Source organism: Marinovum sp. J2-8, from assembly GCF_055808435.1.
Map to the genome: position 1 here is coordinate 67,011 of NZ_JBVVRZ010000010.1, position 22,649 is coordinate 89,659.

Annotated in this window: 17 protein-coding genes and 3 pseudogenes; 7 read left to right on the forward strand and 13 right to left on the reverse strand. The window is 59.8% G+C overall.

What is annotated here, in order from left to right; all coding sequences use genetic code 11:
- Nucleotides 1-29: 29 nt before the first annotated feature.
- From xdhC to xdhA, 3 genes and pseudogenes are all read right to left on the reverse strand, one after another.
- Nucleotides 30-881, reverse strand: coding sequence for a xanthine dehydrogenase accessory protein XdhC (gene xdhC, locus AC0L4F_RS20960; protein WP_244691320.1), 852 nt, complete (start codon nt 879-881; stop codon nt 30-32).
- Nucleotides 881-3,199, reverse strand: a complete 2,319-nt coding sequence (gene xdhB, locus AC0L4F_RS20965; protein WP_244691321.1) for a xanthine dehydrogenase molybdopterin binding subunit — start codon at nt 3,197-3,199, stop codon at nt 881-883. Before xdhB ends, xdhC begins: the two co-directional genes overlap by 1 nt.
- 15 nt (nt 3,200-3,214) lie before the next feature.
- Nucleotides 3,215-4,673, reverse strand: a pseudogene (xdhA, locus tag AC0L4F_RS20970) (xanthine dehydrogenase small subunit).
- 160 nt (nt 4,674-4,833) lie between these two features.
- Here xdhA and AC0L4F_RS20975 point away from each other — a divergent pair.
- Complete coding sequence (locus AC0L4F_RS20975) at nt 4,834-5,760, forward strand: LysR family transcriptional regulator (RefSeq protein ID WP_244691322.1); 927 nt, start codon at nt 4,834-4,836, stop codon at nt 5,758-5,760.
- 219 nt (nt 5,761-5,979) lie between these two features.
- Here AC0L4F_RS20975 and ade read toward each other — a convergent pair whose 3' ends face one another.
- Nucleotides 5,980-7,677, reverse strand: a complete 1,698-nt coding sequence (gene ade / locus AC0L4F_RS20980) for an adenine deaminase (protein ID WP_244691323.1) — start codon at nt 7,675-7,677, stop codon at nt 5,980-5,982.
- A gap of 161 nt (nt 7,678-7,838) precedes the next feature.
- On the reverse strand, nt 7,839-8,936 hold the full coding sequence (gene hppD / locus AC0L4F_RS20985) for a 4-hydroxyphenylpyruvate dioxygenase (protein WP_244691324.1): 1,098 nt from the start codon (nt 8,934-8,936) through the stop codon (nt 7,839-7,841).
- Between the two features lie 140 nt (nt 8,937-9,076).
- Between hppD and AC0L4F_RS20990 the strand changes: the two genes are divergently transcribed.
- Nucleotides 9,077-9,532, forward strand: a complete 456-nt coding sequence (locus AC0L4F_RS20990) for an Lrp/AsnC family transcriptional regulator (RefSeq protein ID WP_244691325.1) — start codon at nt 9,077-9,079, stop codon at nt 9,530-9,532.
- Between the two features lie 95 nt (nt 9,533-9,627).
- Nucleotides 9,628-11,506, forward strand: a pseudogene (locus tag AC0L4F_RS20995) (monovalent cation:proton antiporter-2 (CPA2) family protein).
- A 14-nt stretch (nt 11,507-11,520) separates the two neighbouring features.
- Here AC0L4F_RS20995 and AC0L4F_RS21000 read toward each other — a convergent pair.
- The 6 genes and pseudogenes from AC0L4F_RS21000 to AC0L4F_RS21025 all read right to left on the reverse strand — a co-directional run bounded on the left by AC0L4F_RS21000 (nt 11,521) and on the right by AC0L4F_RS21025 (nt 17,472).
- Nucleotides 11,521-12,120, reverse strand: coding sequence for a manganese efflux pump MntP (locus tag AC0L4F_RS21000; protein ID WP_244691326.1), 600 nt, complete (start codon nt 12,118-12,120; stop codon nt 11,521-11,523).
- A 190-nt stretch (nt 12,121-12,310) separates the two neighbouring features.
- On the reverse strand, nt 12,311-12,820 hold the full coding sequence (locus tag AC0L4F_RS21005) for a CarD family transcriptional regulator (protein WP_244691327.1): 510 nt from the start codon (nt 12,818-12,820) through the stop codon (nt 12,311-12,313).
- A gap of 296 nt (nt 12,821-13,116) precedes the next feature.
- The gene (gene fdxA / locus AC0L4F_RS21010; protein ID WP_244691328.1) at nt 13,117-13,455 is read right to left on the reverse strand and encodes a ferredoxin FdxA; all 339 of its coding nucleotides are present in this window, start codon (nt 13,453-13,455) and stop codon (nt 13,117-13,119) included.
- Nucleotides 13,456-13,505: 50 nt separating this feature from the next.
- Nucleotides 13,506-13,889, reverse strand: a complete 384-nt coding sequence (locus AC0L4F_RS21015) for an RNA-binding S4 domain-containing protein (RefSeq protein ID WP_244691329.1) — start codon at nt 13,887-13,889, stop codon at nt 13,506-13,508.
- A gap of 3 nt (nt 13,890-13,892) precedes the next feature.
- Nucleotides 13,893-16,890 (reverse strand): annotated as a pseudogene (locus AC0L4F_RS21020) (helicase-related protein).
- Nucleotides 16,891-16,911: 21 nt separating this feature from the next.
- Complete coding sequence (locus tag AC0L4F_RS21025) at nt 16,912-17,472, reverse strand: tetratricopeptide repeat protein (RefSeq protein WP_244691330.1); 561 nt, start codon at nt 17,470-17,472, stop codon at nt 16,912-16,914.
- Nucleotides 17,473-17,536: 64 nt separating this feature from the next.
- Between AC0L4F_RS21025 and AC0L4F_RS21030 the strand changes: the two genes are divergently transcribed.
- From AC0L4F_RS21030 to AC0L4F_RS21045, 4 genes are all read left to right on the forward strand, one after another.
- A complete protein-coding gene (locus AC0L4F_RS21030) occupies nt 17,537-17,824 on the forward strand; it encodes an SCP2 sterol-binding domain-containing protein (protein WP_244691331.1) in 288 nt (95 codons plus the stop codon).
- A complete protein-coding gene (locus AC0L4F_RS21035; RefSeq protein ID WP_244691332.1) occupies nt 17,824-18,810 on the forward strand; it encodes an alpha/beta fold hydrolase in 987 nt (328 codons plus the stop codon). Before AC0L4F_RS21030 ends, AC0L4F_RS21035 begins: the two co-directional genes overlap by 1 nt.
- A gap of 92 nt (nt 18,811-18,902) precedes the next feature.
- Entirely contained in the window at nt 18,903-20,723 is a 1,821-nt protein-coding gene (locus AC0L4F_RS21040) for a M3 family oligoendopeptidase (protein ID WP_244691333.1), read from the forward strand.
- Nucleotides 20,724-20,783: 60 nt separating this feature from the next.
- A complete protein-coding gene (locus AC0L4F_RS21045) occupies nt 20,784-21,140 on the forward strand; it encodes a YigZ family protein (RefSeq protein WP_244691334.1) in 357 nt (118 codons plus the stop codon).
- 3 nt (nt 21,141-21,143) lie between these two features.
- Here the strand turns inward: AC0L4F_RS21045 and AC0L4F_RS21050 are convergent, their stop codons facing one another.
- Both AC0L4F_RS21050 and AC0L4F_RS21055 read right to left on the reverse strand, forming a co-directional pair.
- Nucleotides 21,144-21,854, reverse strand: a complete 711-nt coding sequence (locus AC0L4F_RS21050) for an alpha/beta fold hydrolase (RefSeq protein ID WP_244691335.1) — start codon at nt 21,852-21,854, stop codon at nt 21,144-21,146.
- Nucleotides 21,855-22,003: 149 nt separating this feature from the next.
- Complete coding sequence (locus AC0L4F_RS21055) at nt 22,004-22,609, reverse strand: hypothetical protein (RefSeq protein ID WP_244691382.1); 606 nt, start codon at nt 22,607-22,609, stop codon at nt 22,004-22,006.
- Nucleotides 22,610-22,649 lie beyond the last annotated feature (40 nt).

Consider the following 22,649-nt stretch of genomic DNA (forward strand, 5'->3'; position numbering starts at 1 on the left):
CCACTCCTCCCGATGCGTCAGATGTTGTGTTACTCCGCCGCGACCTGTGACATGGGCCGTCCCAAAGACCCGTCTGCGCCGGGCCGTTGCGCCGTCAGCGCCGCAAGCACATCCGCCACCACAAAGGCGGCAATCACCGCCGGTCGCTTGTCACCGCTGCCCCCCGCCCCGATTGGGCAGACCAGGCTGTCGATTTCCAAACCATCACATTGATCACGGCACCAATTGCGAAACTTGACCCGTTTTGTGGCGCTGCCGATCAGCCCCACATAGGCCGCATCGCCGCGCTCCAACGCGGCGGAGGCCAAAAGAAAATCCAGCCCGTGATCATGGGTCAGCACAATGAACGCACTGCCCGGCGCGGCAGTCATGATGTCGACCTCCGGGATGGCACTTTGGCGATGTTCGACTTCGGCCTGGCTTTGCGCCAGCTCCTCGCGCCGTTGGTCGATCAGGATGGGTTTCACCGGCAGGTGTTGAAACAGATTGGCCAACGCGCGACCGACATGCCCCGCCCCCAGAATATAGACCGCAGGCTCTGCTGCCTCCTGTGCCCTGGCCCCGGCAATCGCGTCCTGTTTGTCGGCGGCGGACATGCGGTGCAGCGTGACCTCGACCCGCCCGCCGCAGCATTGGCCAATTTCCGGCCCCAAAGGCACATCCAGCACCTGCGCCAGATCCCCGGCCCGCAACAGATCACGCGCCGCATTGATTGCGATATGTTCCAGCTGGCCGCCGCCCACAGTGCCAAACAGCCCCTGCGCGGTGACAAACATCTCTGTCCCCGTATCGCGTGGCGATGATCCGCGCACCCGGGTCAGCCGAAGGCGCACCGCAGGCTCATTCGCCAGAAAATGCGCAAGCTTTTCCGCCGTCCGCATCAGCCCCGCCCCCGCAGACGCTCTATCGCCATCAACACCCGTTCCGGCGTGGCAGGCGCGTCCAGACGCGGGCATTCGCGGTACTCTGCAACGCTTGCCACCGCCATCGACAGCGCCTCGAACACGGAAATCCCCAGCATGAACGGCGGCTCGCCCACCGCCTTGGACCGTTTGATCGTGCGTTCGCGGTTGACCGACCATTCGGCCAGATCGACATTGAAAATCCGGGGTCGGTCGCTGGCCAGCGGGATTTTATAGGTCGATGGCGCATGGGTGCGCAGCCGCCCGGCATCGTCCCACCAAAGCTCCTCGGTTGTCAGCCACCCCATGCCCTGGATGAACGCGCCTTCGACCTGGCCCTTGTCCAGAACCGGGTTCAGCGAGCGGCCCACGTCATGCAGGATATCCGTCCGCTCGACCCGGTATTCGCCGGTCAGCGTGTCCACCGAAACCTCGGAACAGGCCGCGCCGTAAGCGTAATAGAAAAACGGCCGCCCCTGCCCCTTGGCACGGTCCCAATGAATATCGGGGGTCTTGTAGAACCCGGCCGCAGACAGATGCACCCGCGCCATATAGGCGGCCTTGACCAATGCGGTGAAGCTGACGATTTCCTCGCCGATCTTGACCTCATTCGGCAGGAACACCACCTCGGCCTCGGCGACATCCCAGTGTTCCGCCGCAAAGGCCACCAATCGCGCCTTGATCTGATCCGCGGCGTCCAGCGCCGCCATGCCGTTCAGGTCCGATCCCGAAGAGGCGGCGGTGGCCGAAGTATTCGGCACCTTCTCGGTGGTGGTCTTGGTGATCTTGATCCGGTCGAAATCGACCTGGAATGCATCGGCGACCACTTGTGCGACCTTGGTGTTCAACCCCTGCCCCATCTCGGTGCCGCCATGGTTCAGATGAATCGAGCCGTCGGAATAGACGTGGATCAGCGACCCGGCCTGGTTATAGTGGGTGGCGGTGAACGAGATGCCGAATTTCACCGGCGTCAGCGCGATGCCGCGTTTGATGAACCGGCTCTTGGCGTTGGCCTCAATAATCTCGGCCCGACGCACGCGGTAGTCTGAGGTATCCGTCAGCTCTGTGATCAGCCGGTCGAGGATATTGTCGGTAACCTCCTGATGGTATGGCGTCAGGTTCCGGCCCGCGCCGCCATAGAAATTGGCGATCCGCACATCGAGCGGGTCGCGACCCAGCTTGTAGGCGATTTCTTCGATCATCCGTTCGGCGGCGACCACGCCCTGCGGCCCGCCAAAACCGCGAAAGGCAGTGTTGGAGACGGTGTTGGTCTTCATCGGGCGGGATGTCAGCCGGACATGCGGATAGAAATAGGCGTTGTCGGCATGAAACAGCGCCCGGTCGGTGACCGGCCCGGACAAATCCGAGGACCAGCCACAGCGCGCGGCGAACTCACCTTGAACCGCCTGAATACGGCCCGCGTCGTCGAACGCCACGTCATAGTCGATGACGAAATCATGCCGCTTGCCGGTGGCAGTCATGTCCTGATCGCGGTCGGGGCGAATTTTCACCGCGCGGTTCCATTTCTTGGCTGCCATCGCCGCGACGCAGGCAAAGAGGTTCATCTGGCTTTCCTTGCCGCCAAACCCGCCGCCCATACGCCGCACATTGACCGTGACCGCATTGGACGGCACGCCCAACACATGCGCCACCATATGCTGCGCCTCGCTCGGGTGTTGGGTCGAACAATGGACGATCACATCGTCATCCTCACCCGGAATGGCAAAGGCGATATGACCCTCCAGATACATGTGATCCTGGCCGCCGACGGTCATCCGCCCTTTGATGCGGTTGGGCGCACCGGCAAACCCGGTCGCCACATCGCCGCGTTCCAGCTTCAACGGGTCGGTGACATGCGGATAACCGGCCTCCTGCGCCTTGATCGGGTCAAGCGCGTGGGGCAGCACGGTGCAGTCGATCACCGCCCGTTCCGCCGCACGCCGCGCCGCATCGCGGCTCTCTGCAATAACGGCAAACAGCGGCTGGCCGTGGAATTCGATCTTGTCGGTGGGAAACACAGGTTCGTCGTTGCGGCCCGTGGGGCTGATGTCATTTGCACCGGGAATATCAGCCGCGGTCAGCACGCCAATCACGCCGGGCGCCGCGCGCACCGGGCCCAGGTCGATGCCATTGATCCGCGCATGGGCCACATCCGACACACCAAGATAGGCATGCAATGTGCCAACAGGTTCCGGGATATCGTCGCAATATTCCGCCCGCCCGGTCACATGTTTGATCGCGCTATCGTGGCGCAGGTCAGTATTGACGGCCCCTTGAATTGTCACTTGATCTTTCATGGTCCTACCCTCCCCTTATGCCACGGCCAGCCGCACCGGCGTTTCGCCGGAATGTTCGTGGAAAAACCGGCGCAGCAGGTTGGCGGCGGCGGTCGCGCGGTAATCCGACGTGGCGCGCCAATCCGTGAGCGGTGTGAAATCCTGTGCCATGTGATCGGCGGCGGCGTCGAATGTTGCCTCGCACCAGGGTTGGCCGATCAAGGCCTCTTCGGTCCTTGCGGCCCTCTTCGGCGTCGCAGCCATACCGCCAAAGGCCAGTCGCGCGGCGGTGATGACGCCCCCCTCAACGGTCACGGCGAACCCGGCCGCCACCGAGGAGATATCCTCGTCCCGCCGCTTTGAGATCTTGTAGGCGGCATACATGTCGCCCGGTTTCGGCAGCGGCACGCGGATTTCGGCGACGAATTCACCCGGCGCACGATCCTGCTTGCCATAGTCGATAAAGTAGTCGGCCAGCGGCAGAACCCGTTGCGCGCCCCCCCGGCGCAGCACCACCTCGGCCCCCATGGCAATCAACACCGGCGGCGTGTCACCAATGGGCGAGCCATTGGCGATATTGCCGCCAATCGTGCCCATGTTGCGCACCTGCCAACCGGCAATACGGTTCCAGTATTCGGCCAGATGCGGGAAATGTTCCGCCACCACCGGGCCGAATTCGGAATAGCTGACACCGGCGCCAATCCGCACGTCGGCGTCCAAGACCTCGATCCCCTTCAACCGATCAAGATGGCCGATGAAGATCGCCGGGCCGATGAGTTTCAGGAACTTGGTCACCCAAAGCGCCACATCCGTCGCCCCGGCCACAATGGTGGCATCCGGCATCCCGGCATAGACTTCGGCGAAATCATCGACACTGCCGGGCAGGATGGCGCGGTTGTCCTCTGGCCCTGTCACCACCCGGTTGCCATCCTGCATGGCGGTCAGCGCCGCCGTCACCCGGTCGCGTTCCTGCATCAGCAGATCGGCGCTTGGCGTGCCATACCGGCTGGCGGCCACCGCGGCGCGGATGATCGGCTCATACCCGGTACAGCGGCAAAGATTGCCCTGAAATCGCGGTCTCGACCTGTGCCGGACTTGGCTCCGGCACCTCCATCCACAGCGCATAAAGCGACATGATGAAACCCGGCGTACAAAAGCCGCATTGCGAGCCGTGGAAATCGACCATCGCCTGTTGCACCGGATGTAATCCGCCCCCTGATCCGCGCAGATGTTCAATCGTGACCACGTGACAGCCATCAAGCGTCGCCAGGAACCGAATGCAGGCATTCACCGCCTCATAGCGCAGAACGCCCGCTGCCAACCGACCAACCAGAACGGTGCAAGCGCCGCAATCGCCCTCGGCGCAGCCCTCTTTGCTGCCGGTCAAACGGCGATTGATCCGAAGGAAGTCCAACAGGGTCTGCGACGCGCCCACATCAGGCAGCGAGACCAGTTGGCCGTTCAACAAAAAGTGGATTTCATGGCGTTCCTGCATCTGGCGTCTCCCGCTGGTGTGCTTGGCCTTGCGGTGGTTTTACGCCCATTTTCGTTCAACAAATACGGTCGCAATTGGCAAATACTTTCAACAGATCGTTGATAAACGGCCCGCCTTGGGGGTAGACTTCGGAAACCTTCCGGGAAATTGAGCCACGCAAATGCCTTATGTCGAAAGCCTTCGAGTCTTTGTGCGCGTGGTGGAATTGGGGTCGATCACATCGGGCGGCCGCGATCTTCGCCTGACGCCGGCTGTGGCCAGCAAACGGATCAAGGAACTGGAAAAACACCTGGGCGTGCGGCTGTTCAATCGCACGACAAGATCCCTGACCCCGACCGAGGTGGGCCGGGTGTTCTACGACCACGCGCGCCAGGCGCTGGCCGCGCTGGAAGACGCCGAAGCGGTGGTGGCAAATTTCTCGGACACACCGCGTGGCGTGATCCGGGTAACAGCACCGCTGGGGGTCGGACGTCGGATCATTGCGCCACTGGTGCCAAAATTCACCGACCTCTACCCGGAATGCCAGGTTCAAATGCGCCTGTCGGACCGGCAGGTGGACATTCTGGGTGAACGTCTGGATGTCGCGTTCTTTATCGGCATTCCAAAAGAGAGCAACCTCACCCTGCGCAAAATTGCAGAATGCGACCGGGTCCTATGCGCGGCCCCTGACTATCTGGCGCGCCACGGCACACCGCAAAACGCCGACGCCTTGCTGTCGGCGGATCACAATTGTCTGTTGCTGCGCTATCCCCGCTCACCAGAATATTTCTGGTTGTTGGACACAGCAGACGGACCTCGCAAAATGGATGTAGCCGGTAAATTCGACGCCGACGACACCGATGTGCTGATCAATTGGGCCCTTGCGGGGCAAGGGATTGCAAATGTGCCGCGTTTCCTGATCACGGGCCATCTGACAGCAGGAAATTTATGTGAGGTGCTTCCCGCCACACCGCCACATCCCTCAATTTTCGGCTGTCTCTACCCACACCGCCGCTTGCAGGATCCAAAGATCCGCCGATTTGTCGAATTCATGACCCAGCATTGCAGGTCAGGGATTGCCGATATGGCCCAGACCTACCCGATTTAACCGCCTCAACCCTATATTGTGGTCTCGTCGCGCCGGGGCGCGCCGACAGGCTGGGGGGCTAGCCCCCCAGACCCCCCAGGATATTTTCAAACAGAAGAAGAGACCAACGAGCTACGACTTTCATCTGACCGGAAATATCCCGGGGGTGAGGCCAAAGGCCGAGGGGGCTGGCCCCCTTTTGCAGGTTCAGTGAACATTGCCCCCTGGCGCTTGCCAGGGTCAGCCGGGAATGATCTCGAATTTCACCACATCCACCATACCGCGGTCGGTGATTTTCAAGGCCGGGATAACCGGTAGCGCAAGAAATGCCAGCTGCAGGAAAGGTTCTTCCAGAACCACGCCAAGCGCGCGCGCGGCGTCGCGCAGCGAGATCAAATGCTGATGCACCACTTCGAAGGGTTCAAGGCTCATGAGTTCCGCCACCGGCAGGGCAAGTTCTGCCTGCACCTTGCCCCCTTGCACCACGACGAACCCGCCTTCTATTTCTGACAGGCGGTTTGCCGCGATTGCCATATCGGTATAATCCATGCCAACGCAGGCGATATTGTGGTGATCGTGGCAGACGGTCGAGGCAATAGCCCCGTCCTTCATTCCGAAGCCGCGCACGAAACCCGTGGCGATATTGCCGTTTTTGCCATGGCGTTCGACCACCGCGATGCGCGCCAGATCGCGCGCGGCGTCTGGGCGTTTATCGCCGTCTTCGATTGCTATTTCCTCTGTCAGGTGTTCGGTGATGATCTTGCCTTCGATAATGCCGATCACATCGGTGGCGCTGCGGTTGCCGGTGGCGCGGAAATCGGCGGCGCTGACGCGCGGTGCTTTGACTGAGTTGCGCCCCACAACATCGACATGGCCACGGGCCGCAAATGCCGCATCATCAACGCGTTGCCCGGCACAGAAAACCATCTGCGCATGGCATCCCTCGAGGGTGTCGATTGCAACGATATCCGCGCGCAGGCCCGGCGCGATCATGCCGCGATCCTTCAGGCCGAAGGCTTCGGCGGCAGACAGCGATGCGGCGCGATAGGCGGCCAGTGGCGGCACGCCGCGTTCGATCAGCCGACGGATCATGTAATCCAGATGGCCATGATCCGCGATATCCAGAGGATTGCGGTCATCGGTGCACAGGCACATATAGGCGCTGGTCCGTTCGGTCAGCAGCTCTGCCAGCGCCTCGAGATCCTTGGATACCGAGCCTTCGCGGATCAGCACCCGCATGCCTTTTTGCAGCTTTTCACGCGCCTCTTCCGCCGTGGTTGCCTCATGCTCTGTTCGGATACCTGCCGCGACATAGGCGTTCAGATCCTTGCCAGAGAGCTGCGGGCAATGGCCGTCAATATGGGCGTTCTCAAACAGGCGCAGTTTGGCCATGGCGCGCGGATCGCGAAAGATCACGCCGGGGTAATTCATGAATTCCGCCAATCCGATAGCGGACGGGTGCCCCATCACCTCGGCCAGATCATCGGCTTCGATCCTGGCGCCTGCGGTCTCCATATCGGTTGAGGGCACGCAGGATGACAGCTGCACGCGAATGTCCATCAGCGTGTGCTCGCTGGCTTTCTGGAAATAGCGGATTCCGTCAAGCCCAACGACATTGGCAATTTCATGCGGATCACAAATCGCCGTGGTTACGCCGCGCGGGGCAACACAGCGGTCAAATTCAAAGGGGGTGATCAGCGAGCTTTCGATATGCAGATGCGTGTCGATGAACCCGGGCACCAACGTCAGGCCCGAGACATCGACCACCTCGCGCCCATCATATTCTGCGCCGATGCCCACGATCCGGTCGCCACAGATCGCCACATCCCCGGTGATGAAGTCACCGGTCACAAGGCAGAACACCTGCCCGCCGCGCAGGACCAGATCCGCCGTTTCATCCCCGCGCCCCTGCGCGATGCGTTGTTCCAGATTGCCCATGGCAGCCCCCTAAGTGATCACTTTGCTGCTGATCATAGGGCGGTGCATGACGGTGTCACCCAGGGAAACGACGGCGCGGCGCAGGGGGAGTCCCGGACATGATCCGGGACCTCATGAAATTGGGCGAGAGGTCCCGGATCACGTCCGGGACCGCGTCGCAGTTACTTGACCGGGGCCAGTTCGCCGTTGTCGATCTGTTCCTGTTCGATGCTTTCAAACAAGGCTTTGAAATTGCCTTCGCCAAACCCATCGTCGCCTTTGCGCTGGATGAATTCAAAGAAGATCGGGCCAATCACCGTCTTTGAGAAGATCTGCAACAGAATGCGGGTTTCGCCACCGTCGACCACGCCTTCGCCGTCAATCAGAATGCCATGTGTCTTCATCCGATCCAGCGGCTCATCATGGCCTTTGACCCGATCATAGGACATTTTGTAATAGGTGTCGGGCGGGCCCGGCATGAACTTCACACCTTTGGCCGCAATCGCATCGGTCGCGTCATAGATATCATGTGACCCGACGGCGATATGCTGAATGCCCTCGCCATTGTATTTCTTGAGGTAGGCAACGATCTGGCCGGTTTCGCCGCGATCTTCGTTGATCGGAATGCGGATGCGGCCACAGGGCGATGTCAACGCACGGGAAAACAAGCCGGTGAATTTGCCCTGAATGTCAAAGAACCGGATTTCACGAAAGTTGAACAGATCGCCATAAAAGCCGAACCATTTGTCCATATTGCCCTTGAACACGTTATGGGTCAGGTGATCGAGGTAGTAGAAACCCACGCCGCGCGGCTTGGATTGTGCGATCCAGTTGAAGTCTTCGTTGTAGGGCGAAGTTTCATAATATTGGTCGATGAAATAGATCAGGCTGCCGCCGATGCCCTTGATCGCCGGGACATCCATGGTCTTGTCGTTGCCTTCATAGGGTTCGGCCCCCTTGGCCACCGCATGATCAAACGCGTGTTGGGCGTCGACAACACGCCAGCCCATCGACGGCGCACAGGGTCCATGCTCCTCGACAAATTTGGCGGCGAAACTGCCCGGTTCGGCGTTCAGCACATAGGTGATGTCGCCCTGCTGCCAAAGCTCGATCGCTTTGGATTTATGGGTGGCCACATGTTCGTAACCCATGCGGGAAAACAGGTCGCGCAGCTCTTGTGGTTCCGGGTGGGCAAATTCGACAAATTCGAAACCGTCGGTGCCGGCGGGGTTTTCCGCGGTGATGGTCGATTTCGGGGCTTCGTGCGGGAACGGTCCCATAGCGCGTCTCCTGATATCCTGTTTTGATATGTGGAGTGTAGCGTTGACCAATCCGGGGATGTGCGCATAATTCGGCATGACCTTTTATAATTTCGCGGCAGAATTACGATTCCTGCCCAAAAGATGCGGGAAGCACGCATATGCTCGATTCTTCTGACCGCAAGCTGTTGCGGCTGTTACAGGAAAACGCCCATCTGACCGCCAATGAACTGGGCGAGGCGCTGAACCTGTCGCCAAGTCAGGCCGGGCGGCGCCGTCAAAGGCTGGAGGCCGAGGGATATATCCGGGCTTATGGTGCCAAATTGGATGCCGCGCGGCTTGGGCTTGGGGTGCAGGCCTTTGTGCAGGTCCAATTGGCCAGCCAGCGCCCCGAAGACGGCGAGAGTCTTTCGAGATTGATGCAATCCCAGCCGGAAATCGTCAGCACCTGGACCCTGACCGGAGAGGCGGATTTCCTGCTCCGGGTCTATTGCCGCGATTTGGCGGCGTTGAACCGGTTGATCCATGACGTGTTGCTGCCGCATCGCGCGGTGGCCCGCATCCAGAGCCAGATTGTCATGGATCAGCTGAAACAGGATGCGCCGCTGCCACTTTAGGCAGCTGACGGCACAGATCATGCCAAGCGGGCAATGGCCGCTTGTTCATCCCTGCCCCGCCCTGCACAATGGCCGCAATCAGCAGGAATTTATCTATGGAAAGTTTTCTTTTTCAGGCCACCGTGTTTCTCGCCGCTGCGGTGATCGCCGTGCCGATCGCGTCGCGGTTTGGGTTGGGCTCGGTGTTGGGCTATCTGGCGGCCTGGCATCGTGATCGGGCCGATATTCGGCTTTGTCGGCGGTCATGAAACACAGGAATTGCAGCATTTTGCCGAATTCGGCGTGGTGATGATGTTGTTTCTGATCGGTCTGGAACTCGAACCCCGCACCTTATGGGACATGCGTCACAAATTGATCGGGTTGGGCGGGTTGCAAATCACCCTGTCGACCCTGTTGATCATGGGCGGCGCGATGCTTTTGGGATTGGTCTGGCCGGTGGCGCTGGCGGTGGGGTTGATCTTTGCCCTGTCGTCCACCGCAATCGTACTGCAAACCCTGTCGGAAAAAGGGTTGATGCAGACCGGCGGCGGTCGATCTGCGTTTTCCGTGCTCTTGACCCAGGACATCGCGGTCATCCCGATGCTGGCGCTTTTGCCGCTGCTGGCGGTCATCCCCCAGGCGGCGATTGCCCCGGACGGCGCGATCATACTGCCCTCGAACGAGGCCAAGACGGCGGCGGAACATTCGATGTCACTGGTCGAGGGGCTGCCGGGTTGGGGTGTGACCCTTGTCACCCTGGGCGCGGTGGCGGCGATCATCCTGGCGGGGATCTACCTTGTGCGGCCGGCGTTCCGCTTTATCCATGCGGCGCGATTGCGGGAATTGAACACCGCCCTCGCCCTGCTGATTGTTGTCGGCATCGGCACTTTGATGATCCTGGTCGGCCTGTCGCCTGCGCTGGGCACCTTTCTTGCGGGGGTTGTGCTGGCGAACTCGGAATTTCGGCACGAGCTGGAAAGCGATATCGAACCGTTCAAAGGCCTACTGCTGGGGTTGTTTTTCATCACCGTGGGCGCCGGGATCGACTTCCCCACCCTGTTTGATGCCCCGCTGAAAATCCTTGGGCTGACGCTGGCGGTTATTCTGGCCAAGGGCGCGGTGCTTTTCCTGCTCGCGATCCTGTTCAAATTGAAGGGGCGAAACCGCTGGCTGTTCACGCTCAGCCTTGCCCAGGCGGGGGAGTTCGGATTTGTGCTGATCTCCTTTTCGGTCAACCAGCACATTCTGGCACCGGAATTGTCGCAAACATTGCTGCTGGTGGTGGCGCTGTCGATGCTGATCACACCGCTGCTGTTCATCCTGTATGAATATCTGTCGCGCCGGATGCACGACGGGGCCGAAACCTATGAAGAGGATGTCATTGACGAAAAGGGGCCGGTGATCATTGCCGGGGTTGGCCGTTTTGGCCAGATCGTCAACCGTTTGGTGCAATCCTCGGGGTTCAAGACCGTGGTGCTCGACAACAACATGAAGACAATCGAGCTGATGCGGCGTTTCGGGTTCAAGGGCTTTTATGGGGATCCCACCCGCCCCGAGCTGTTGCATGCCGCCGGTCTGCGCGAGGCACGGGTGCTGGTGGTGGCCTTGGATAACCCGGCGGCGGCCACCGGGCTTGTCGCGCTGGCGCGCCGCGAACGGCCTGATTTGCATATCATTGCCCGCGCCCGTGATCGCACCCATGCGTTCAAACTCTATCAGGCCGGGGCGAATGACATCGTGCGGGAATTGTTCGATTCCTCGCTGCGGGCGGGACGTTATGTGTTGGAAAACGTCGGGTTGACGGAATACGAGGCCGCAGAGGCGGAGAAAGTGTTCTATCAACATGACCGTCATTCCGTGGCCGAGCTGGCCGCGCTGTGGCGCGATGACATTCCTTCGATTGAGAACGAGCCCTACATCGCCCGCGCCAAAGAACTGGAGGCCGACCTCGGGGCGCTTCTGTTGGCGCAATTGCAAAAGGATGACGCGGCTTAGGGCCGCGTCCCCCCCTAACCGGCGGTCAGATGTTGCACCAGAATGACCGATCCCAGCGCGATCAGAATGCTGCCGCCGGTGCCTTCGGCAATACGGCCATGCCGTTGGCCAATGAAGCGCCCAAGCAGGACACCGGATGTGCTGGTCACCAGGGTGGCACAGCCAATGGCAGCGGCGACGACCAAGATATTGACGTCCAGAAACGCCAGCGACACCCCAACCACCATGGCATCAATCGAGGTGCCAAAAGCCGTGGCCAGGGTCATCCAGACCGATACCCGTCCCGTGACGGCATACCCCACACCCCGGGGGCGACAGGCCTGAACCAGCATATGCAGACCAACCGCCACCAAAAGCACAAACGCGATCCAATGATCAAAGGCCGCGATAAACGGGCTGGCGGATTGCCCCAGCGCCCAGCCAATCAACGGCGTCACCGCCTCGACCGCGCCGAAAATTGCGCCGGTCCTGAGCGCAAAGCCAAGGCTCGGGCGATTTCCACCCTCTGACCCACCCTCGGTCCCTGCCCCGGATTTTGCGCCTTTTCCCAACGCCGCAACAAAGGCATCCACCGACATCGACAAAGCAAGCACGCCAATTGCAATTGGGGACATTGGTTTTCCTAACCAGCATTGCGGGCAGACGGCACCCTGGGCATGCACCTAAACGCACGGTTTGGAAAAATCAAGAAAATCATATAGTTACAAATGACTTTCATTCGCAACTTGCCGCGATGCAAGCATGAAAAAGGCCCGCGCGATCGCTCGCACGGGCCTTGGATAGGATTGTATCAGGCTTCGCAGATCAGGCCGCGCGCGACAAAAGCACCTCGTCCACCTGTTTGGCGGCTGCCACTTCGTCGCCACCGGCCACAGCGGCCACTTCGCGTGTCAGACGTTCCAACGCGGCTTCATAAAGCTGACGTTCGGAATAGCTCTGCTCGCGCTGTTCATCGTTGCGGTGCAGGTCGCGCACCACTTCGGCGATGGAAATCAGATCACCAGAGTTGATCTTTTGCTCGTATTCCTGGGCCCGACGGGACCACATGGCACGTTTGACACGGGCCTTGCCCTTCAGCGTGGTCAGGGCGCGCTCGATCACATCGGGCGAGCTGAGCGAACGCATGCCGATTTCAGTGGCTTTGTTGGTCGGCACGCGCAGGGTCATTTTGTCCTTCTCGAAGGAAATCACAAACAACTCCAACGGGATACCGGCAATTTCTTCCTTGTCGATCGACAGGATCTGGCCCACGCCATGGGCGGGATAGACCACATAGTCGTTCGGGCGGAACTCATTTTTCTTCGATTTGGTCATGCAGTCCTTCCTCGCATGTCCCCATGCATCAAACGACAAAAAAGACCGCACGGGGAACAATCCTCTCCGTGTGCCGGTTTTCTATGAGCCGCTGTCAGCTGATCAGGTGCAGACGAACCTGATCTAAGTGGGGAATGTAAATCATGTACAGGGCAATATGCCACAAAACGGATACGATTTCCAGCATATTAACGCGAATGCCGGGATAGCTGTTGAAAATTCAACAGGTTAGATCGAAAATCCGGGCCTGTTTACCCGGATTTATCGCCTTTGACCGCGAATTCATTTCCGTCGGGTCAACCGCCCTCGCCCGGTGCTTCCGAGAAATATTTCTCGAGCTTGCCAGTTTCGCCATCGCGTTCTGCGGCTTCGGGCAATTGGTCTTTCTTGGTGATGATGACCGGCCACAGTTCAGAGTATTTCCGGTTGAATTCCACCCATTTTTCCATGTCCGGCTCGGTGTCCGGGCGGATGGCGTCGGCGGGGCATTCCGGTTCACACACACCGCAATCAATACATTCATCCGGGTGAATCACCAACATGTTCTCGCCTTCGTAGAAGCAATCCACCGGGCATACTTCGACACAGTCGGTGTATTTACAGGCGATGCAAGCATCGTTGACGATATAGGTCATGGGGCGTCTCTTTCATGCTGTCGCAGCGGTAGGTAATCCAGCAGGCCGGATCATTCAAGCGGGCGAAGCCGGTTAAGATCGAGGTTTCGCCGATCCCGCTTTGTCGGACGCCCCTTTCCTTCAAATGCCGGATTTCTGGGCGGCTTGTCCTCGGATTTCGGCTCCGGCGGGGACAAATCTTCGTAAAGCGCCTGTGCCTCAGAGGCCGGACCACGCCGATCACCCAACGTCACAACCCGCACCACCCGGACGCGACGGGCCTGCACAAATGTCAAAACATCCCCCGGGCTGATGGTGCGGCTGGGTTTGGACACACGAACACCATCAACACGCACCCCCTCGGTCGAGATGATGCGTGCCGCCAATGTCCGTGTCTTGAAAAACCGCGCCTGCCACAGCCATTTGTCCAGGCGCAGTTTGTCGTTTGCGGCCAAAGTCTAACCCTTGTCCTTCAGCCCCATAAGCGCCGCAGCAAAAGGATTGTCCGGGTCGATCCGGTCCTTTTTCTCTGGTCGTGCGCTGAATTTGCGCGGGCCATTGTCGTTTTTCTTGCTGCCTTGACGGTCGCCCTTGCGGCCGCCCGCCTTGTGGCCGGGTTTGCCGCCCGGTTTGCCACCGTCGCGCGCGGGGCGCTTGCCACGCGGTTTGCCGTTGGATTTACCATCCTGCGCGCCGGCATCACCGCCCGCGTTGTCGCCACGCCCAGCACCACGATTGCGCTCGCCGCCGCGATTGCGATCACCGCGCGGGCGACCCCAACGGAAGGTATAGAACACTTCGACTTCTGGTGCGGCTTTTTCGGCATCCGCGGCCTCGCCCGGGGCGATTTCACCGGCCTCGACATCAACCGTAGCTGCGGTTTCGCGCGCGGCAACCTCGGCCTCTGGCGCGATGTCGGCGACGGTTTCGGCCTCCGGCTCGGCAACGTCTGCGGCGATATCCGGTGCAGTGTCCGCAGGCGATTCGGCCAGATCCGGCGCAGCCGCATCCATGATCGGCGCATCTGCGGCCGGGACTGTGCCCTCGGCGGTGTCTTTGACCGCGACATCTGCGGCTTTCACCTTGCTGCGTTCACCGCGCTCGGCCTGATAGCCCAGTCCCATCATCAGATCGGAAAACTGTTCCAGCGTCATGCCGGTGATCGACAGCATGTCCGGTTTTGCTTCGAATCCGCCACGGGTGTCCTCGGATCGCAACATATCCGCCAGACGTTCCAACATGTCGATGCGAATCGAGCGGGCCCCGGATTTGCGGTAGCCCGACATCGTGTCGGCCCCATCCGCCGCACCCACATCGGTTGGCACAGTGACCAGACCGGGCGGCGGTGCTTCGGGGAAAATATCAAGGTTCTGCCACAGCGACCACAGCACCAGACGCAGACGCGTCGGGGCAGGTTTCAGCAACAGCGGCATGAAGATCGTAAACTGACCGAAACGCACGCCATGTTTGCGCAGAGCGCCACGGGCGTCCTGATCGAGTGCCTTGACGTCATCCGCGACCGTTGCACGCGGCAAAACGCCAAAACCTTCGACCATGCGAAAGGCAAAGCCCTTGGCCAACCCGCTCAGCGCCTCGTCACGGCCCAGCGCAACAAGCGGTTCGAACAGCGTCGACACCTTGCGATCAATGAAGTGCTGCAAACGCCGCTGCACCTTCTGTGCCACATCCGGTCCGGCTTCGTCATCGACGAATGCCTTGACCTCGGGCTTCAGCGGATCCGCGCCTTTGACAAGTTTGCCAACCGCCTGATCGCCCCACATCAACCCACCCTGTTCGGTAAAGTCGATTTCGGTATCAGGCGCATTATAGAACCGGTCCGCGCGCAGATGGAAATGCGGGCTCAATGCCTGAAGCGACGCGGTTTTCAGCGTTTTTGCCTCCTGCCCGGTCGCATCTTTGTCCTGCCGGAAGCGGAACCCCTCAAGACGGCCGACGAATTCGCCCTCGACCGTCACTTCACCATTTTCATTCACTTCGGCCAAGAGGGCCTCCTTCTGCTTCAACCGCCGCAACAACACAGATGTGCGCCGATCAACAAATCTTTGGGTCAGGCCGGCATGTAACGCGTCCGACAGCCTGTCTTCTACAGCGCGAGTTCTCGCCGCGCCAATGGCTTTCGTCACTGACCCAGCCCTTACGCTGTGCCACATAGGTCCATGTGCGGATATATGCCAATCGTTTCGACAATGTGTCGATATCACCATCAATGCGGTCAATGCGGCGAATTTGCCGCGCCAGCCAATCATCGGGCATGGTGCCGCCCTGATGCAGGAAGCCGAAAATCGACGCCAGAAGCCCGGAATGTTCGGCCGCACTGATGCCGCGAAAATCGGGAATACGACAGACATCCCACAGCAATCTGACCGCATCGGGGCTGGATGCGCGGGCAAAGACCTCATCCTCTTGTGCCAGAGTGCGCAGCGCCCGCAGGTCGTCGGATTCGCGTGTGCGCACAAGGATGTCATCCTCGGTCGGGCGTTCCAGCGATGCGATCAACCGGTCGATCGTGCCGAATTCCAGCGCCGCATTGCGCCATTGCAGTTTTTTCAACGGGGTAAAGCGGTGGTCGCAAATCGCATTTGCCACCTCTTCATCCAGCGGCGGCGCTTCGCCGGTGACACCAAAGGTGCCATCGCGCATCCCGCGCCCTGCCCGCCCGGCGATCTGGGCCAGTTCATTTGGCGCCAGCGCCCGCACCCGTCGCCCGTCAAACTTTGACAAGCCCGAAAACGCAACGTGATGCACATCAAGGTTCAGCCCCATTCCGATGGCATCCGTCGCCACCAGAAAATCAACATCGCCGTTTTGATAAAGTTCCACCTGGGCATTGCGGGTCCGGGGCGACAAGGCCCCCATCACCACCGCTGCACCGCCCTTTTGTCGCCGCAACAGCTCTGCGATGGCATATACATTTTCAACAGAAAACCCGACAATCGCGCTGCGAGGTTGCAGTCTGCTTATCTTTTTCGAACCAATATAGCTTAATTGGCTCAGACGGTCGCGGCGGGTAAATTCCACCCCCTTGACCAATGCGGCAATCGGGCCGCGCATGGTTTCGGCCCCAAGGAACAGCGTCTCATGGGTGCCACGCATCCGCAAAAGCCGGTCGGTAAACACATGGCCCCGTTCGGGATCGGCACAAAGCTGAATTTCGTCGATCGCCACGAAATCTGTGCCCATGCCTTCGGGCATGGCTTCGACCGTACAGACCCAATATTGGCTGCGCGGCGGCACAATCCGTTCCTCGCCGGTGACCAGCGCGACCACAGAAGGCCCGCGTGCGGCAACGATCTTGTCATAGACTTCGCGCGCGAGCAGCCGCAGCGGCAGGCCGATAATGCCTGTGCGATGCCCCAACATGCGCTCAATTGCGTAATGCGTTTTGCCCGTATTGGTGGGGCCAAGGACCGCAACGGTCCGTCCACTGGTCGCCATCCCGCGTCCTCCGGGTCTTGTTCAGAGATCACGGCCGCGGGCCGCGACCAACAGCCGCTCGACACCCTTTTGCGCTTCTTCATCGTTGGGATGCAAGCGCAAGACCATTTCATATCCGTCCAATGCGCGTTTCTTGTCGCCAAGAGATTCGAAAATCACCGCAAGCCCGCGCAGGGCGGCGAAATGGTCCGGGTTCAACCGCAGCGCCATTTCCAGATCCCCGAGTGACGGGCCAACCAGATCCGCATTGTAATACGCCATGGCCCGCATGTGATAGCCTTCGGCAAAATCCGGCGCATGGTCGATCAGGGCGGTCAAATGTTCAATGGCGGCCGGAAAATCCTGCACATCCATCGCGTCCTGACCGCGTTTCAGCAACAAATCCATCGCGCCAGAGCCAGAGCGCGACCAAAGCCGTGCAATCTCGGCTTCAATCCGTGCAGCTTCGACCGGCTCAGCCTCGCGCAATTGATTCAAAAGCGCGTCAGTTTCCGCCGCTTCGATAACCGAAGGTAGGGAATACATGACTATGAGCGAAAGTGCCGCAACGCTACGTTTGATGTGTTGTCTGATCGTATCCATAGTTATTCCAATGTAACGCGGCGGGATCGAAATACTACCCGCGATCAGACTTAGGAGAACGCAAATGAGTGATGTGGTGACCGCAGCGGTCAAGGCGCTGAACGAAAAGCTCGACGATGGCTTTGACGGCAAAGCAAAATTCGTCATCGACGGCGAGGGATCTATCCTGGTCGATGAAAACGGCGCCAGCGCATCGGACGAGGATGGCGATGTGACCCTGACCGCGGATGCCGACACATTCGAGGCCATTCTTGCCGGTGATCTCGATGCGACCAGCGCCTTCATGAGCGGCAAGCTGACGGTTGATGGCGATATGGGACTGGCCATGCAACTGGGATCGGCCTTGTCCTGATGACACTTTTGCCAGCCCCGTATTTCAACGACATTGCCCGCGGTCCCGACAACGGCCAATGTTACTGGCTGACCACCGATGACGGAAAACGCATCCGTATCGGCCATTGGCCTGCCGTCGGCACCGCAGAAGGTAAGCCACTGGGAACATATCTTATTTTCCCCGGTCGCACGGAATATGTCGAAAAATACGGGCCGCTGGCAAAAAACCTGACCGCTGTCGGATACGAGGTGATTGCCATCGACTGGCGCGGTCAGGGGTTGTCGGATCGCATGCTGGCCGACGAACGGGTCGGCCATGTGGATGTGTTTGCCGATTATCAACGCGATGTGCAGGCTGTCCTGGCCGCATTGCCCAAGTTGGGCGCACCGAAACCGCTGTATCTGCTGGGTCATTCCATGGGCGGCTGCATTGGCCTGCGCGCCCTGCACAACAAGATTCCGGTTATTGCCGCGGTCTTTACCGGTCCGATGTGGGGCATTCGCATTTCGACCCCGGTGCGCCCCGCCGCATGGGCCGTGGGCTGGACCAGCAAAATCCTGGGCCTCAGCCATCATTACGCGCCCTCGACCGGGGCAGACAGCTATGTCGCCACCGCGCCCTTTGAAGACAATCTTTTGACCACGGACCGCGACATGTTCGATTTCATGCGCGATCAGGTGGTCACACACCCGGAATTGCAACTGGGCGGACCTTCTCTGCATTGGTTGCATGAGGCGCTGCGCGAATGTCGCCAGCTGGCGGCGATGCCCTCGCCCGACCTGCCCTGCCTGACCTTTATCGGCAGCAATGAACGCATTGTCAGCGTGCCGGATATTCAAACCCGCATGTCCAACTGGCCCGGGGGCAAGCTGGAGGTGCTGGAAAATGGCGAACACGAAGTCTTGATGGAGGCCCGGGAAATGCGGGCGCGGATATTCGAACTGACCTGCGCCCATTTCCACGCCGCTTTTGAACAGGAAAATCAGGTCCGGGTCACGGCGTAACACAATCCGCCACCGGGCGGCGGCGCGCCCTCCCTTGAACCTTGGACCTTGCCGGGCTTATCTGTGGGCAACCAGAACAGAAGGCCAAATTCATGCTGAACCTCCCCTTTCCCGTGCGCGACGCCAATTCCGGTGCGGGCACCCGCGATCTTGGCGATTTGCCGGAATGGGATCTGTCCGATCTCTATGCCGGGGAAGATGCCCCCGAACTGGCCCGCGATCTTGACTGGCTTGCCACGGAATGCGCCAGCTTTGCTGCCGATTACGAAGGCAAGCTGGACGGTCTGGATGCTGCCGAGCTGTTGAAATGCGTGCAGCGCAACGAAAAGATCAGCTCTGTTGCCGGGCGCATCATGTCCTATGCCGGGCTGCGCTATTACCAGCTGACCACCGACGGTGCGCGGGCGAAATTCATGTCCGACGCGCAGGAAAAAATCACCAATTTCACCACACCGCTGGTGTTTTTCACGCTGGAACTGAACCGGCTGGGTGATGATCATTTCGAACGGCTTCTGGCCGAAAGTGGCGATCTGGCGCGCTATGCCCCGGTGTTCCGGCGCATTCGGGCGATGAAACCCTTTCAGCTTTCTGATGAGTTGGAAAAATTCCTGCATGATCTGGGGGTTGTCGGCGATGCCTGGGAACGGTTGTTTGACGAAACCATTGCCGGGCTGACCTTTGAAGTTGACGGCGAAGAGCTGAACATCGAGGGCACGCTGAACCTTTTGACCGAACAGGACCGGTCAAAGCGCGAGGCCGCCAGCGTCGAATTGGCGCGGGTGTTTGCCGAAAACATTCGCATCTTTGCCCGCGTGCACAACACGCAAGCCAAGGAAAAGGAAATCGTCGACCGTTGGCGCAAGATGCCCAGCGCCCAGACCGGTCGCCACCTGTCCAACGATGTCGAGCCAGAGGTCGTCGAAGCGCTGCGCAATGCGGTTGTTGCCGCCTATCCCCGGCTGTCGCACCGCTATTATGCGTTGAAAGCCAAATGGTTGGGCCTGGACCGGATGCAGGTCTGGGACCGCAATGCGCCCCTGCCGATGGAAGAAACCCGCACCGTTGGCTGGGACGAAGCACGCCAAATCGTGACCGAGGCTTATGCCGGATTTGATCCGCGCATGGCAGAATTGGCAGAGCCGTTTTTCGAAAAAGGCTGGATCGACGCGGCGGTAAAACCGGGCAAAGCGCCGGGTGCTTTTGCCCATCCAACCGTGACCGACGTACACCCCTATGTGATGCTGAACTATCTCGGCAAGCCGCGCGATGTGATGACATTGGCGCATGAATTGGGCCATGGCGTGCACCAGCGTCTTGCCGCCGATCAGGGCGAAATGCTGTCCTCGACCCCGCTGACATTGGCGGAAACCGCATCGGTGTTCGGCGAAATGCTGACCTTCCGCAAGATGTTGGAGGGCGCGAAGACGAAAGAGGCCCGCAAGATCCTGTTGGCGGGCAAGGTCGAGGACATGATCAACACCGTGGTGCGCCAGATCGCGTTCTATGACTTTGAATGCAAATTGCACGCGGCGCGCCGGGAAGGTGAACAAACCCCCGACGACATCAATGCGCTCTGGATGTCGGTACAGGCCGAAAGTCTCGGGCCGGTGTTCGACTTCATGGAGGGGTATGAAACCTTCTGGGCCTATATTCCGCATTTCGTGCATTCGCCGTTCTACGTCTATGCCTATGCCTTTGGCGATGGTCTGGTGAACGCACTTTATGCCGCCTATGAGGCCGAGCCGGAGGGGTTCCAGGAGAAGTATTTCGACATGCTGAAGGCCGGCGGATCGAAACACCACAAGGAACTGCTGGCCCCATTTGGCCTTGATGCATCGGACCCTGCGTTCTGGGACAAGGGCCTGTCGATGATCGAAGGTTTCATTGACGAGTTGGAAGCGCTGGAAGACTAGGCGCCAATGATCTGGCGGTTCGGGTATTTGCAGCCCGAGCCGCCAGATTGCGCATAACACATGCTGACATTTGAAAACATCCTGACCGACCGCGGATCGAAATATGCGGTATCTGGCGCGCCCTGTGCGTCGGACACCGAGGCAAAAGAGCTGCTCAAAGCGCTGAAGACGCAAAAGAAATTCGCCAAGGCGACGCATAATACCTGGGCTGTTCTGCTCGACCACGCGCCCATCAAGAACGACGATGGCGAAAGTGGCGCGGGCAATGTGATCCTGAGGATGCTGGAACGTGATGACATCCGCAACCACCTGGTGATTGTCACGCGATGGTACGGCGGCAAACATCTGGGCGGGGATCGGTTCCGGCACGTGCAAACTGCGGTACGTCATTACCTTCAGGCGGCGAATTTGCTCTGAAATCTATTGCAGGACAAAGGGTTGTTTCTGCCAATCCCGCAGCGCCTCAATGACCGCTTCGGGCTGTTCCATCGGCGACATATGACCGGCGCCTTCGATCACCTTCAGCCGTGCATAGGGGATCAGGGTCGACAGAAATTGATGCCGTTTGACCGGCAGGGCCACGTTTTCCGCGCCACACATCACCATTGCCGGCACTTTGCATTTGCGCATCACCGCTTGTTGATCGCGGCGGCGCACTGCGGCACGCGTCTGGCGGGCATAGACCTCTGCCCCCAGGTGCAACCCCATGTCCAATGCCATGGCCCTGACCTCTGCGCTGTCGGGCGAGACAGCAAGACCAGACAATCGCAACTCTTCTTCCAACGCTTCGGCCAAGCGCCCCGTGCGGGCCTTGACAAGCCGCGCCTCGCGCGCGGCGGCCTCTTGTGGCGTTTCGGCCAGGGGGGTTGTGTCCATCAGCGCCACGCGCAACACCCGCTCCGGGGCACGGCGCATCACTTCCATGGCGACGATGCCGCCAAATCCCAGCCCCGCCAAGGCAAATTTGGCGGGCAGCGCCGACATCAAGGCCGACGCAATCTCTTCGACGCGTTCGCCAATTGTCACCGGGGCGACCATCACAGGTGTATCCGCGCTCAGCGCCAGAACCTGCGGCCCGAACACCCGTGCGTCACACATAAAACCTGGTAAAAAGACGAGCGGCTCGCGCATTTCGACCCAAAGGCCCCCAATTTGTCCCCACTATTGCTGTGGGATTTGCGGCCACAATATCGAATGCCAGCGCAAAGGAAAGTGCGGAAACGCGGGCCGGGGCAACCGGGCGGATTGTTGAACATCACGGTCGGAAACCGCCCAAGAATTCACCCCGCGCGGCCCCGAAATGGCGGAAAATCCCGATAAAGCTGCTGGCGCGTGGAAAGCGCCATGTCCGGGACGGCCCCGCGTTTCAATAACGTGCCGCGCGGCGCGATGTAGCTGGAGATCTGCCGCCAGGGCTCTGGCCGCCAGGAAATATTGAAGGCGCAGAGTTTTGGAAAGAACCACAGCTCTGAAAACGGCAGGTGATCGTGAATCCACCAAGCAAGATCGCGCCAATCGCGGCCGCGATCATACTGGTCGGCAAACCACGGAATGACGATGCTGGCCCCGGCCACCGGAACATCGGGAAAATCCCAGATATGGCATTCCTGGGGATAGTCATTGCGGGCGCAATTCAGTTTATTTTCGTTGCCATAGCGGTTCAGCTCTGGCGATCTATATCCGGATCGCACCGCGACCCGACCAAAGGTGTCCTGCATGGGATCCAACAGCGCCTCGCAAAAGGACCGCCCGCGTGAAATCGCCAGATCCGGGTATTCCGGGATATTGGCGATGCCGTGGAAATTGCCGATTTCTGAATACAGAAATTCGCGCATATAAAAATGCTGTCCCAGCCGCACCCGGCCCAACGTTTCCAGGCTCCACATGCTGGTCGGCTTGCGCATCACCCTGCCCTGTGGTGTCGGC